This is a genomic window from Paenibacillus sp. FSL K6-3182 (genome assembly GCF_037976325.1).
Taxonomy (GTDB): Bacteria; Bacillota; Bacilli; order Paenibacillales; family Paenibacillaceae; genus Pristimantibacillus.
The window spans coordinates 5,476,701-5,491,017 of the sequence record NZ_CP150265.1; the positions used below are offsets into that span (position 1 = coordinate 5,476,701).

Consider the following 14,317-nt stretch of genomic DNA (forward strand, 5'->3'; position numbering starts at 1 on the left):
TACCCATAAATAATGTCTGAATGCATCTTACTTTTAATTTTGAATTTGCCACATCAAAAAGGTAACACAAAAAAGCCCACCGCTGGGATAGACATAGGTAGCACGTTTAGAGCGGTAAATGATCAAAGATTAACAAGACTGCGCTATTCTTTTCTCAGCTTTCTAGCATTTCTCCCCCTATTTATCGGACATATCTCTACCTATTTCCATACAAAAGCGACCATGCTCAGATGTGCATGATCGCTTAATGTTTTCCATTAATTCCTTACTAAGCATTATTATTTATACTTAGCAAAGTCAAAATCACATGGGTTAGCACAAGATCATTAAGATATTTATTGCCATTCCAATAGAGGCGATCGAACAGTTTATCGATGTGATCCTTGCCATTCAAGAGCATGTCGATCCCACACTCACCACGGCCAGAAAAAGATCTCGTCTGGTTCCTTGAAGAGTACTCCCCTACTCTTCAGGATTGGCAGCGCGATATTCTATCTATGCTTCGCGATGAGATGCTCTATTTCTGGCCTCAAATCGAGACCAAGATTATGAACGAAGGCTGGGCTTCGTATCGCCAAGGTGCTTAGGTTTCGAGGGACAAAAAATAACCGGTCGAGAGTTTATCTCGCCGGCTGATTGTGTTTGTTATTACAGACTGAATAGCGTGTTCATAGGCACTCGTAAATCTTTAAAGATGATGGATTGGATCGTTTCCTGCTCCATATATAAATGACGCACTTGGTAACTGCCATCCTGCAGAGCATAGACATGAACCGTTCGATTCCCAGGATCGACAATCCAATACTCCTGTACCCCATGCTTTTGATATAAGTTGAACTTCTCATTAAAGTCCTTCAATGCAGTGGAAGGTGACAGCACTTCAATGATTATAGTCGGCGCACCGTGACTGCCGTTCTTGGATATTTGGTCCTTAGAACAAACAACCGAGAGATCAGGTTGAGTGACGTGATCGGGTGATTGATACTCTTCACTTTCACTGAAAAACACATCAAACGGAGCCACAAACACATAGCAACTCCGATTCTGGAAGAACGTCCGTAGGGCGAAATGAAGCTCTCCTACAATAAATTGATGCAATGAGGTAGGAGCTAGAGACATATTATAAGCTTTGCCGTTAATTAACTCCCACGTTCCTTCCCATGTCAGCCAATCTTGATAGGTATGAATTTTCTTCTCATCTGGATTTGACACAATGTTCGACCTCCTTCTGATTTTGCGTGTGAACTTTTACTAATTGTACCATGATCAAACGAATTGTTGCTAATTTTCACTCGTTCATTATCAACAGTATTACCCGATTATTAGCAGTGTTTCACCTATCTCACAAATTCTGATAGGGGGTTCAACAATGACAATCTTAGATATGAAAGCATTGGAATATGCCATCGATGAAATTATGGAGATTGCTACTGGATTTGGTCTTGAATTTCTACTCTATGCGGTACGAATTTGTCCTTCGGATATCATTTACACCTTCGTTGCTTATGGAATACCTACCCGCTTCAGCCATTGGAGCTTCGGGAAAACGTTCAACAAAATGAAGCTCCATTACGACTTCGGCTTAAGTAAAATTTATGAGCTCGTTATTAACTCCAACCCCTGCTACGCGTTTCTTCTAGAGGGCAATTCTCTCATTCAAAATAAACGTCGTCCATCTTCGTATACTGAATTCGAATCCTCAGCATTACCACGAAATTGATATTATAAATTAACTTATAACTCTATTTTGTTTATAATTAACTCAATATTGATAGGATGGTGAATATCTTTGCTGGAATACCGTCTTCTGGAAAAAGTTCTGCACGGCTCCTCTGACTTTCCGTTCGCCGTCTATAACGTAGATTATCTTTCGGGAAATCAGTCTATTCTTCCGTTGCATTGGCATGAGGAAATCGAGTTGATTTATATTCGAGCGGGACAGGCTGTATTCTCCGTGAACCATGTGGAGATCCATGTGCAGGCTGGCGATTGTCTGATCGTCAATTCGGCAGAACTCCACAGCGGCTATTGCAACTCCGCATACGGTTGCTCCTACACCGCTATCGTATTCAAGCTATCGTGGCTATCCGCCCTGCATACGGATTTCTGCCAAGAGCAATGTTTGAACCCGCTTCTTCGAGGAGATCTTTTGTTCCCTTCCCTGTTGACTCGACGGCGAGTGCAGGATCGTCTATTGATCGACCGAATCGAAGATTTGCTCGCGGAATGCCGCGTCGAACGCGAAGGATTTCAGCTTGGCGTCAAGGGACGTCTTTATATGATTCTCGCAGTTCTCTACCCGCATTTGATTCCAAAGCAGCTATACGAACGTGCCAATCCGTTAAACACGAACAAATGGAAAAACATGATTCTAGTGCTGGAGTACATCAACAAAAACTACAAATCTTCGCTCACGCTCGACGTTTTGGCATCCATCGGATCCATATCGCCGTCCCATCTATGCCGGCTATTCAAGGAGCTGACGGACATGAGGCCACTCGAATATATTAATATGCTCCGCGTCAACAGCGCCGCGCTGATGATCCAATCCGGCTCGTGCAGCGTGCTGCAAGCAGCTCTCGAAAACGGCTTTCAGCAGCTTAGCTACTTCTCAAAGCAATTCAAGAAATATAAAGGGATTTCACCTTCAACGTTTAAACGCCTGCAAGGGAAAGCATCATTACCGAAAGAATCGCTGTAGTTAAATAGCCGTAGTTAAGGCCATAGTTGTGGTATTTAAAAGGAGGAAAAACCATGTATAAGGTGCTTATCGTGGATGACGAATTTTTTGTGCGCAAGGGCTTAATAAGTCTAATGGATTGGTCGTCTATGCAATTCGAAATCTGTGGCGAAGCGGAAAATGGGAAGCAAGCACTGGACCTTATCGAACAACAGACCCCGGACCTAGTCATTGTAGATATACGCATGCCCGTGCTAGACGGTCTAGAGCTGATTCAAAAGGTGAAAGCGGAGTGCGAGCATCAACCGCTGTTTATTATTTTAAGCGGGTACCCCGATTTCTCTTATGCCCAGCAAGCCTTCCGCTATAATGTGTCGGATTATATCCTGAAGCCCGTTGATGAACAGGAGTTTACATCCACTTTGAAAAAAATAGCCAATTCGCTGAATCAAAAACAGCTCTTATCGATAACGAAAGAAAAGCCGCTTATCGAAACCGTCATCGAAAGCTTGCTGCAGACCGAACCAAGCGAGCAAGTGATGGCGCGGATTGCCCATGCGCTGGAGCTTCCACTCTCCTCTTCCTATACGTATATCATTGCAGAAATACAAGATACGCTGCCTCAAGGGGCAATTGACTATTTTCCAGCACTGCAAACGGCACTCCAGCAATATCTTCATCATGAGGGACAAGCTCTGCTCATTCATGTACGCGCGTACAATCAATATGGCTTTATTGTGCCTCAGTTGTGGCTGGACGAGCAAAACAATGCAGATCGGACGAACTACACCAAGCTGCTTGACATGCTGGAGACGGAGCTTGCAACGACGATAGCTTTGTTTATAGGCCATTCGACAAGCCATTTAAAACAAATTGCTCAATCCGGAATCAGTGCTGAGGAATGCTTGAATTATCGTTTTGCTGCAGGCTTTAACGGCATCTTTATGGCATCGGACCTGCTTAAGCTGCCCTTATATTACTTTGATGTGGATGAAGAACTGCATAGCAAGCTCTTATATGAGGTTGAAGCCAATCAACTTAAAGGTTATCACTTCGCCATTGATGCTATTTTTATCGCCTTTCAGGAGCGGCATTTCGCTCCGGGTGCCGTTACGAATACCATTAGGCGAATCATGATTGCTATCATCAATATCATCCGGCAGCTGGGAGGAAACGAAAAAGATCTGCAATGGTTGGACGAATTGCTTAATTGGCAGATGAAATACCGCAATTTGAAGCAGATAAGGCATGTTTTCTTGCAGTTTATAGAAGAAGCGGCTAAATATATCGCGGAGAAGCGAGGCGAAAAGAACGAGGGCAGTATTGAAAAAGTGAAAAAATATATCGACAGCCACTACAAAGAAAACATCTATTTAAAAGGAATAGCTGCCGAATTCCATATGAATCCAGTCTATCTCGGTCAGTTGTTTCGCAAAAATTACGGCGTTTATTTCAATGAGTATGTGCTGTCGCTTCGCATAGAGGACGCCAAGCGGCTGCTGCGGCAAACGAAAAAACGCATGTACGAAATCGCGGATCTCGTAGGCTTTCAAAATGCCGATTATTTTGCCGCCCAGTTTGAAAAGCTGGAAAACATGACGCCAACGGATTATCGGAATAAGATTATCGGTAAAAAATAAGGAGGCTCCCCCGTGCTCAACTATCGGCTTCATCATCTGAAGCTCCGAAATAAACTGGTCTTCATTTATATTGTATGCGTATTCATACCGATCATACTGACTAACGTGATGTTCTATCATGTGACCACCATTAACATCAAAAATCAGAAAACGACAGATGCGGAACAAGCGATAAATCTTTTGAAAGCCGAATTTGGAGCAGTCATTGAAGATGCAGCAGGTATTTCCTATCTGTATTCGATTAACAAGCAGCTCAATAATCATTTAAACACCCTTCATGTTTCTCATGACCACTATGTGGAATCTCTAAATGCCATTTCCAATCTGTTCAACCGAGCCGACAAGGAGTACAAATCCATCAGCTCTGTTGTGATTATGAGCGACAATCCGTCGATACTAGCTTCGAGCCATATCATCAGGCTCGAGAACGAGATGCGGAATACGGATTGGTATCATCAAATTGAAAATTTCAATAACACGTATCCCTATTTATATGTGACGTCCGACAGTATCAGCGTTATTCAAAAGCTATCCGATCCCCGGTTTGAAACCTATGAGCATGTCATGAAAATCGACTTAAATATGAAATACATTAACCAAATTCTTGATTTATCCAGCTTTGAGGGGGATTTTTACTTTATGGATCCATCTTTTCAAGCTCGTTACAGCCGTCTGTCGAGCGGTCAACCAAGTGATCTGATCCAAACAGGACGGACACTAAGTCTCAAGGAAATACCCGTACCGAATAAGGCAATCATCATTAGCAAGCAATATCATAACAACCGCTATTTGGGAGACTGGACGATATACGGAGTTTTGGATGAAGAGAAAATTTTATATGATGTCCGGCAATCAGGGCAATTTATCCTCTGGTTTGCAGGGATTAATTTCCTTGTGCCTACGATTGTGATTGTTATTGTTTCCCGCTCGATCCATACACGCATTCAAAAGATTCTGAAACACATGAAATCCGTAAAAGGCAAAAACTTCGAACGTATTCCTTATCATCGAGAACGGGATGAGGTTGGCGAGCTTGCAGTGGAGTTCAACCGAATGAGCGAGCGGATTGAGAATCTGATCAATGATGTGTATGTTACAGAAATACAGAAGAAAGAGCTGGAGCTAAGCCAAAGACAAGCTCAACTGCACGCGCTGCACAGTCAGATCAACCCCCACTTTTTATTCAACGCGCTCGAAACGATCCGAATGCGGAGCCAGATGAAGGGCGAGCTGCAGACGGCCAAGACGATTCAGAACATGGCGAAAATTTTCCGTAAATCAATTCTTTGGAAGCGAAGCTTCGTTACGATTCGCGAGGAGCTTGAATTAATAGAAAGCTTCCTGGAAATTCAGAAGTACCGTTTCGATACGAAACTGGAGTTTCATATCGAGGTGGATCAATCCCTGCTGGATATTGAAATTCCGAAGATGACCTTTTTGCCGTTTGTAGAAAATGCAAGCATTCATGGCATTGAGAGTGTGCCAGGCATCGGTTATATTACGATTCAGATCGCGCAAGAGCAAGGTCAGATTGTCTTCCTTATTGCAGACAATGGGGTAGGCATGGATCAAGAGAAGATCAGCGAGCTTCATCATTATCTCCATGATGAAGCGATTATGGGTGATTCCATCGGAATGAAAAATGTCATTACTCGCCTGAAAATATGCTACGGTGAATCGTTCAGCTTCACGATTGACAGTTCTCCAGGGGGAGGCTCACGGATCATGCTGCGTCTACCGCTGGACAAAAAAAAGATAAATTCCGAGCAATAAGTACTTAATTATTCAAAGACCGATCTAAGCTTTACTATATAACAATCATAAACACTATCTTCTATACTGAAAGTGCTTACAATACTTTGATAGAGAAAGGGGATACAGCAATGCGCAACAAAAAATGGCTGCAATCCAGCCTGGCCGTTCTAACGGCTATGACAATCCTCCTTGCTGGCTGCTCAAATAATGATGCAGGAGGAAACAAAGCGGCAGAAGGAACGAAAAGCGAGGTAAGTACAGAACCGGTAACCTACGATTACTTCGCCTTCGGCACGAATAAAGACGTGCTTGCAAGCAACACAACCATCGGCAAGATCCTCCAAGGTCAGACAGGTGTCGATTGGAAGATGGAATATGTAGTAGGAGATGCAAGCACAAAGTCTGGTGTCATGATCGCCGGCGGCGATTATCCTGATGTCATCTCTCCAGTAGGCGAGCTTTCTAAGCTTCTGGATGCAGGCGCATTCATCCCGCTCAACGATCTGATTGAGAAGTATGGTCCTAACATCAAGCGTGTCTACGGCGATTATATGGACAAGATCACGAATGAGGATGGAAACATCTATATTCTTCCTTTCACGGCCAATGTAAACGGCTATTTGATGGAGCCGGACGCGTCCAGTACATTTTGGATGCAAAGACGTGTACTGAAAGAATTTGGTTATCCGGAAGTGAAAACGCTAGATCAATATTTTGATCTGATCGAGCAGTATCAAGCCAAATACCCTACGGTAGACGGAAAAGGTACGATTGGCTTCCTTACTTTCGCAGGCACCCCTGGCGAGTTTTTCACCATCACCAATCAGCCGATGCATCTAGCCGGATATCCGAACGACGGCAACGTCATGGTTGACATGCAAACTCATGAAGCCAAGCTTTATATGGCTAGCGAATATGAGAAGCGCTGGCTTTCTTCATTAAATGCGATGAACCGGAAAAGCTTGCTTGACCCAGAAACCTTTACTGCAAACAAAGACCAGTACCTCGCTAAACTTACGTCCGGCCGCGTGCTGGGATATGTCAACTATGCTTGGCAGATTGGCGATGCTACCAACAATTTGAAAGCGGCAGGCAATGACGACCTACGTTATGTGGCGCTTCCCATTGTCTTTGACGAAAGCATAACAGATGCCTATATCGATCCTCCCTCCTTTGTAAACAACCGAGGGCTCGGAATTACCGTGAGCGCTGAGGATCCGATACGAATCATTAAATATTGGGATAACCTGTTGACCGAAGAAAATCAGAAGCTCATTCAATGGGGTGAAAAAGATGTCACCTACTCGGTAAATGAAGAAGGCCGTTTCGTCATGAGTAAGGAGCAAGTAGCCAACCGCAACGACAATGAATTCAAACGCAAATACGGCTGGGCATACTTCGATTATGAGTGGCCGCGATATGGCAACAACTCGGTGTACGAGGACGGCAACGCTCATGTGCCTACTAGTCAGCCAGAGGTTGCGGCGGTCAATTACACGGAGGGCGATCTAGCCCTGCTAAAAGCCTACGGTCTGAAGACCTTCTCCGGCTTTTACTCCGAACCGGTAGAACGAGCTTGGTACCCTGCCTGGAGTATCGAGAAGGAACAAGGCTCTCCTGAACAGATCTTCAATCAGAAAGCAGGCGACCTACAGCAGAAATACTATCCAAAAATGGTGTTCGCTTCTGAGACAGCCTTTGAGTCCATTTGGAATGAATACATCGCAGAGTTTAATAAGCTAGGTTCTGCTGGATTTGAAAAATTTGTAACCGCCAAAGTAAAGGATCGTATCGAAGGAAATTGGTAGACAGCAGCATCTGAATGATAATAATGAACCGGGAAAAGTGAAGCCACTTCACTTTTCCCTTCTAAGCTTGCTCAAGAGAGACAGTTTTAGCCGGAAGGGAGACGGATCGGGTGAAGAAACATGCAGTACAGCTGGCAGGATCGACTTCTGACGATTCGCGCCTGAGAACCTTATTCAAAACATTATCCAAACAGAAAATGCTAATGCTGATGTCATTGCCTTTTCTCCTCTGGGTTATCCTATTTAAATATATTCCGCTCTGGGGATGGACGATTGCCTTTCAGAAATTCAAATTGGCAAAGGATCTTTTTGACCAGACCTGGATCGGCTTAGATAACTTCAAATCTTTGTTTCAGGAACAGCAGTTTTATCTCGTCCTGCGCAATACGCTCGTTATGAGCTCTATTAATCTGGTACTGGGATTTGCAACGGCCATCGTGCTGGCGCTGCTGCTAAATGAATTGCGTAAGGTTTATTTCAAGCGAACGGTGCAGACGATTAGCTACTTGCCGCATTTTATTTCATGGGTAGTCGCTGCAAATATTGTGCAAACAGCACTCGCGCCAGAGGGTATCGTCAATGTATTGCTGCTCCGATTGCAGCTCATCGATCATCCTATTTTGTGGTTGGGAGTTGGCGAATATTTCTGGGGAATTCTCGGAGTAACGGAAGTATGGAAAAATGTCGGCTGGAATACCATCATTTATTTGGCCGCTATTACAACGATTGATCCGACTCAATATGAAGCGGCTGAAATGGATGGCGCTTCGCGCCTTCAACGGATGTGGCATGTTACGCTTCCGGGCATGAAGCCGGTCATTGTCATCCTGCTCATTATGAATTTGGGCCATATTCTGGAGTCCGGGTTCGAAGCACAGTACTTGCTGGGGAACGGTATTAATGTTGAATTTTCGGAAAATCTGGATATTTTCGTCTTGAAATACGGGATGCAAATGAATAACTTTGGCTTGGCGACCGCCGCCGGGATGTTTAAAACCGTGGTCAGCTTCATCTTCCTCATCGCAGCCAATAACCTCGCCAAACGAATGGGCGAAAGCAGATTGTACTAATTGAAAGGAGGCAAAGGCTATGGAACAAGCCAAATCAGCTCGAAATTCATCGATAGGCGATAAAATATTCGATGTGTGTAATATTATTTTTATGATTATTCTGGTTATTTTGACCCTTTATCCCTTCTTGAACATGTTTGCCTTGTCATTTAACGATGCGAATGATTCGATTCGAGGCAGCATTTATATTTGGCCACGCGAATGGACGCTGAGAAACTTTGAATATGTGTTTAACGAATCCAATGTGTTTTATGCGACCTTTATCTCCGCGGCGCGGACAATTATCGGGACAATCATCTCCGTCTTTTGTACGGCGATGCTGGCCTATACCATTAGCCGTCCTGAATATGCATTAAAAAAAATGGTATCTATGATCTTTATTTTCACGATGTATTTCAGCGGCGGCTTGATTCCGACTTACCTGCTGACCAAAGAGCTTGGGATGTTGAACAGCTTCTGGGTATACATTATCCCCGGCATTATCGGCGTGTTTAATATGATTGTTATCCGTTCCTTCATTGAAGGATTGCCGGAGGGCATTATGGAGTCGGCCAAAATGGATGGCGCCGGAGATTTTATCACATTTACGCGCATTGTGCTCCCGCTTACTATACCGGCTCTTGCTACGGTGTCTCTATTCGTAGCGGTATCCCAGTGGAACTCCTGGTTTGATGTATTTTTGTACAACTCTTCCCGGCCAGAACTAAGCACCTTGCAGTATGAACTGATGAAGGTATTGTCTACATCAAGCGCTACAACGAGCTCAGGCGGCTCGGCTGCCGATGCCTTTGCTAATGCCCAGGGAAATGTAACGACGGTTACGCCAACATCAGTTCGCGCAACGATGACGATCGTAGCCAGCTTGCCCATTATTATGGTCTATCCGTTTCTACAGAAGTATTTTGTCAAAGGGATGGTCGTCGGTGGTGTGAAAGGTTAATGACAACTATAACAAAGCTTCAACTAACGAGAATATAACTTTTTAGCCCTTTCGCTTCCACCTGGGAAGCCGAAAGGGCATAATTTCAATTCAACCTTTTACCACTAGTTTATATTATTGGTTGTTGTAACGCATTTGAATATTAATCCATACATTTCTTCTACTTAATATAGTAGATCTAATTACAAGGAGGGGCTCATGACCCATATTCATTATGTAGAATGCAATACTACACACGAACAAAATTTTGTTATCGATGTCCCCATTGGCAATCACTGGCTCCTTGTCATCAACAAAACTCCCGCACAATTCTGGGTCAATGGCGAATTAAAGGAATATCCCGCCCATAGCGCCATTCTCTATTGCCCGCAACAAAAAGTATATTACCAGGCCTGTGCGGATCAATTCGTCAATGACTGGATTCGCTTCGAAACCAATGAACCCTATTTTACGGAATCTTCGCTTCCGTTAGGCGTTCCCTTTTTCTTAAATGATCCGGACTACTGCTATAAGTTATTTGAACTGCTCGTCATTGAACATAACTTTAATCGAGATTACAAAAAATCCTCCATTGACTGTTTGCTCCGTACGCTGTTCAACAAGCTATTAGAATCTTACTTTCAAGTTGACATTTTGCCTCAGCATTATCCTTTATTGAAGCTTCGCATCGCCATTCAAAACCATCCTGGCGATTATTGGACGGTTTCGAAAATGGCGGATTATCTCTGTATCAGTCCGGGCTATCTTCAGAATATTTACAAAAAGACATTTGGTACCTCTTGCATGGATGATGTCATCAACAGCCGCATTCGAATGGCCAAAGAATACTTAATTCACAGCAATCAGAGCATTGCTGAAATAGCCTCTCTTAGCGGTTATCATAATGTGGAACACTTCTGCAGGCAATTCAAACAAATAACGGGGTATTCGCCAAGAAAATTTCAAAAGCATGCAAATGAATAATTTCCATCCCGGACAGCTATGTCAAAATCGGTTCATCCGAATGAAAGGGCGCTGCGGTTCAGCCTGTTGTTCTTGAAATATTGTTCCACTAGAAACTTCATAATTTCGCTAGGCTGCTCCTTAGAAAACTCGGCCCGATCTGCGAACAGCATCCCATACGGGGCTTCGGGTGTATAGGGCTCCCATTGCGGCAATTCCTCTCCTGTAGCATCGAGTCCGTTCGGGTCTCCCGACTGGATGAAATTCACCCAGTAATTGCACATCTGGCGCGCCAAATCATAATGTTTGCCTACAAATGGTCTCCAGCATTTAGCGAGCGTCTCGAAGAAAAACCAGAGGTCCACCGAGTGAAAAGTGCCAGGGTTATCCCAACCCGGTATTACAGCATCAAAATTATAGTAATACAGCGGGGTATCGGCACCAGCATCGGCGCTCCCTTGCGCAGCAATTCGAATGGCATATTCAATGCCGCTCACCGAGGCCTTCTTCTTGCACTCCTCGAGATGATCAGCCTGAACGCTGCAAAGCTCCATAAAGGTATCGGCATCATTGCCAAACAAAGCGATGGCCATTTGCTTGAAGTCGTCAATGGTGTCGACTTGCGGAACGCTGAAAAACTCGGTGGACGTATGACCGAACATTACCGGTACCATCCAGCGCTTGTTTTGAAGAAACAATTCAAACGGGTTACCCAAGCTAAACACTTGATCTGCGACGGTGCCCCAGAATCCATGGTACTCCACCGCCTTGTCGCGGAGATACACCGCATCCAGCTTCCTCGCTTCTGCAAGCGAGGATATACCGAGATACTCAAAAAACTTCACACCGTCCTGTTCCGCTTCTGCCAAGCTGCTCCGAAGAAGCGGCATAAGATTTCCCGGGTATAACGGAGTAAAGATTCCGCTTTGTATAATTGCCCTTTGAAAGAGCCCTTCATTCTGAGGTGAAGTAAGCTGGCTCATGACGCTTCCACCGCCGGCGGACTGCCCTCCGATGGTGATATTGTCAGGATCGCCGCCGAAAGCTTCAATATTGCTCTTGACCCACCTTGTAGCCGCCTGCTGGTCGAGATTGCCGAAGTTAGCGGGAGCTTCTGGGGCTTCCGCCGTAATGTCGGGATGAGACAAGAACCCAAAGACATTTAAACGATAATTGATCGTAACCACCACGATGCCCCGTCTAGCCATGCGTTCGCCGTCAAACTCCATTTCGGAAGGATGGCCAACTTGCAGTCCTCCGCCAAAATACCATACATAGACTGGTAGTTTTTCATCTACACGATTGGCTGGTGTCCATACGTTTAGGTAGAGGCAATCCTCGTCCATCGCAATGTCAGGTTCCACGGCCCACTCCCGGGTATAGATATTATTTTCGTCGATTTCTTGTCTCACCTGCATCGATATCGGTGCGAATTCAAATGCTTTCAATATGCCTTCCCAATCTTGCGCGGGCTGAGGGGCACGCCAGCGGTTTTCGCCCACAGGTGGAGCAGCGAATGGGATTCCTTTGAAGCTTGTAATTCGCGGATCCGCTGCTGGAAGACCCTGGACCATTCCATTGTTAACCTTTATGACTCTAAGCAATGATAACGACTCCCTTCAATCTAAGTAATCTAGTAAAAGAGAGGAGTATGATTATTCATTCATACCCCTCTTGTTTGAAATTATGAAAGATTTTATTTATTTGCTTGCTAACGCTTCAGCACGCATTTTAACGATTTTTTTAGCTTTTTCCGTATCCGAGGCAACGACATCATTCCAACCCAGACCCACCACATCTGTCTTCATCTTTGCCCACAGCTGGTCGAAATCCCCTTGATTTTTTGCGAAAACCATTTTCCATGATGTGTTTTTTACATAATCCGATATTTGGCTTCGCTTGTTTTTGATATCTGATGAATCAACACCGAAACTTGTATTAATGTTAGGTACAATATCGATCATATTATTTTTCAGGTAGTATTCTGTTGCGTTCGTTGCATTAAATGTACTCTGCCAATCTGTCGTTAAAGTTGTCTTGTTAGCTTCTTTGGTTGAGCTCCAGTAATTATTGTTATAAAACTCTCCTGAATCGGGGTCCTTCACAAAATCGCTCATGATCATACTATTGATCTTGCTTTGGCCATCCTGGTACCCGCCGCCCCCGTATTCCTCCGGAACAGGTGTATTCTCCTGAAATGCCGTTTGACCGACTTGGGTCAGCTTAAACTTGCCGTCTGTTGTCTTTTCGTAGTTGAAGCCTTCAAAACCATTCGTCGTGTAGCGCAGGCCTTCAGGAGACACGAACCAATCCAAGAATTCCATAATTCTGTCGGGTTCCTTGGCTTTTGAACCGACTGCAAATACTCTCCCGCTGCCGTAATAAGCATCGCTGCTTTGAATGATTCGGGTGTCAGCGATCGGAACTGCGACATTCCCATCTCCGTTCATCCCTCTTTCAATCGAGTTGTAAAACCCTCTTTGCCATGAGTACCACAAAAGAAGTACCTGCTTGTTGGTAAGCTTCTCAGCAACCTTGTTCCAGTCCTGGGATGCCGAGTCTGGATCGATCAGACCCATTTGATTTGCAGTAAAATAGAACTGTACAATTTTTTTGTACATACTGTTGTCATCGATGAGCGGAACGATGTCGCCTTTTGCATTCAACTGTATCGTAGAGGTACCATTTGGCTGTTCATAACCGTACCAGTTGCTCAACCAGCGTACATTTTCCATCCCCCCGCCGTCCCAATCCTTCCACAGCGTGATCGGAACGATCGGTTTGCCGTCTGGAGTCTTAGGGTATTCTGCCTGCATCTGCTTCAGTACATTCAGTAGATCGGTCAGATTGTTCAGCTTAGGAGCTCCTACTCCCTTATAGTAATCCCAAGGCAGGATTGGACTGGAGTAAGGCAGTTCTTCTGAAAATGTCGTTGGTGAAGTATCCGCTACAAAAGTCGGCAAACCATAAATCTTGCCTTCCGGATTTACTTTATCAAATCCTCCATTAAAAGGCTTGAAGTGATTGTCCACATATTGTGACAGGTACTTCGTATTCGCAACCCGATCGGTGATATCCATAACAAGACCTACCGGAATCAACTCTTCCAACTGACTATTCTCGATGATCAGAATATCTCCCAGATCACCTGCTGCCGATCTTGTCTTGTATAACTGATCGCCGGCTACCTGAGGTGCAAGAATGTTCAACGTAATATTAAACTTGTCTTTGAGAAGCTTCCCATACCACCCGGTCTGCTCTCCTTGGTAGTTTGCCGCGTTGCTGAATACGGTAAGGGTTAGCGGCTTGCTGTGATCAATCGTGGTGTGGTTTTGTGGTCCCGATTCATTAGTGCTGGGCTCCGATTTGCTGCAGCCGGCCAATGCTGTTGTCACCATGAATATGCAAGTAAACAACACCACCATCGATTTTTTCACCGCTTTATGACGATTACTCAATGGTAAACCCCCTCAATTCATTTT

10 protein-coding genes and 2 pseudogenes are annotated in these 14,317 nt (G+C 44.5%); 9 read left to right on the plus strand and 3 right to left on the minus strand.

What is annotated here, in order from left to right; all coding sequences use genetic code 11:
* Positions 1-352: 352 nt before the first annotated feature.
* Positions 353-572: pseudogene (locus MHH56_RS24220) on the plus strand (SpoVR family protein); the annotation flags it as partial.
* Between the two features lie 76 nt (positions 573-648).
* Here the strand turns inward: MHH56_RS24220 and MHH56_RS24225 are convergent.
* Entirely contained in the window at positions 649-1,212 is a 564-nt protein-coding gene (locus tag MHH56_RS24225) for a Uma2 family endonuclease (RefSeq protein ID WP_339204216.1), read from the minus strand.
* Positions 1,213-1,369: 157 nt separating this feature from the next.
* Here MHH56_RS24225 and MHH56_RS24230 point away from each other — a divergent pair.
* The 8 genes and pseudogenes from MHH56_RS24230 to MHH56_RS24265 all read left to right on the plus strand — a co-directional run.
* A pseudogene (locus MHH56_RS24230) lies at positions 1,370-1,666 on the plus strand (SpoVR family protein); the annotation flags it as partial.
* Between the two features lie 123 nt (positions 1,667-1,789).
* Complete coding sequence (locus MHH56_RS24235; RefSeq protein ID WP_339204217.1) at positions 1,790-2,701, plus strand: AraC family transcriptional regulator; 912 nt, start codon at positions 1,790-1,792, stop codon at positions 2,699-2,701.
* A 53-nt stretch (positions 2,702-2,754) separates the two neighbouring features.
* Positions 2,755-4,320, plus strand: coding sequence for a response regulator transcription factor (locus MHH56_RS24240; protein ID WP_339204218.1), 1,566 nt, complete (start codon positions 2,755-2,757; stop codon positions 4,318-4,320).
* Between the two features lie 12 nt (positions 4,321-4,332).
* On the plus strand, positions 4,333-6,093 hold the full coding sequence (locus MHH56_RS24245; protein ID WP_339204219.1) for a sensor histidine kinase: 1,761 nt from the start codon (positions 4,333-4,335) through the stop codon (positions 6,091-6,093).
* A gap of 110 nt (positions 6,094-6,203) precedes the next feature.
* A complete protein-coding gene (locus MHH56_RS24250) occupies positions 6,204-7,883 on the plus strand; it encodes an ABC transporter substrate-binding protein (RefSeq protein ID WP_339204220.1) in 1,680 nt (559 codons plus the stop codon).
* Between the two features lie 131 nt (positions 7,884-8,014).
* On the plus strand, positions 8,015-8,953 hold the full coding sequence (locus tag MHH56_RS24255; RefSeq protein WP_339209717.1) for an ABC transporter permease subunit: 939 nt from the start codon (positions 8,015-8,017) through the stop codon (positions 8,951-8,953).
* A gap of 19 nt (positions 8,954-8,972) precedes the next feature.
* Positions 8,973-9,893, plus strand: a complete 921-nt coding sequence (locus MHH56_RS24260; RefSeq protein ID WP_339204221.1) for a carbohydrate ABC transporter permease — start codon at positions 8,973-8,975, stop codon at positions 9,891-9,893.
* A gap of 198 nt (positions 9,894-10,091) precedes the next feature.
* Positions 10,092-10,856 (plus strand): AraC family transcriptional regulator, encoded by a 765-nt coding sequence (locus tag MHH56_RS24265; protein ID WP_339204222.1) that lies wholly within the window; start codon positions 10,092-10,094, stop codon positions 10,854-10,856.
* 32 nt (positions 10,857-10,888) lie between these two features.
* Here the strand turns inward: MHH56_RS24265 and MHH56_RS24270 are convergent, their stop codons facing one another.
* Together MHH56_RS24270 and MHH56_RS24275 are read right to left on the minus strand one after the other, a co-directional pair.
* Positions 10,889-12,439, minus strand: coding sequence for a carboxylesterase family protein (locus MHH56_RS24270; protein WP_339204223.1), 1,551 nt, complete (start codon positions 12,437-12,439; stop codon positions 10,889-10,891).
* A 96-nt stretch (positions 12,440-12,535) separates the two neighbouring features.
* Positions 12,536-14,293, minus strand: a complete 1,758-nt coding sequence (locus MHH56_RS24275; RefSeq protein WP_339204225.1) for a hypothetical protein — start codon at positions 14,291-14,293, stop codon at positions 12,536-12,538.
* Positions 14,294-14,317 lie beyond the last annotated feature (24 nt).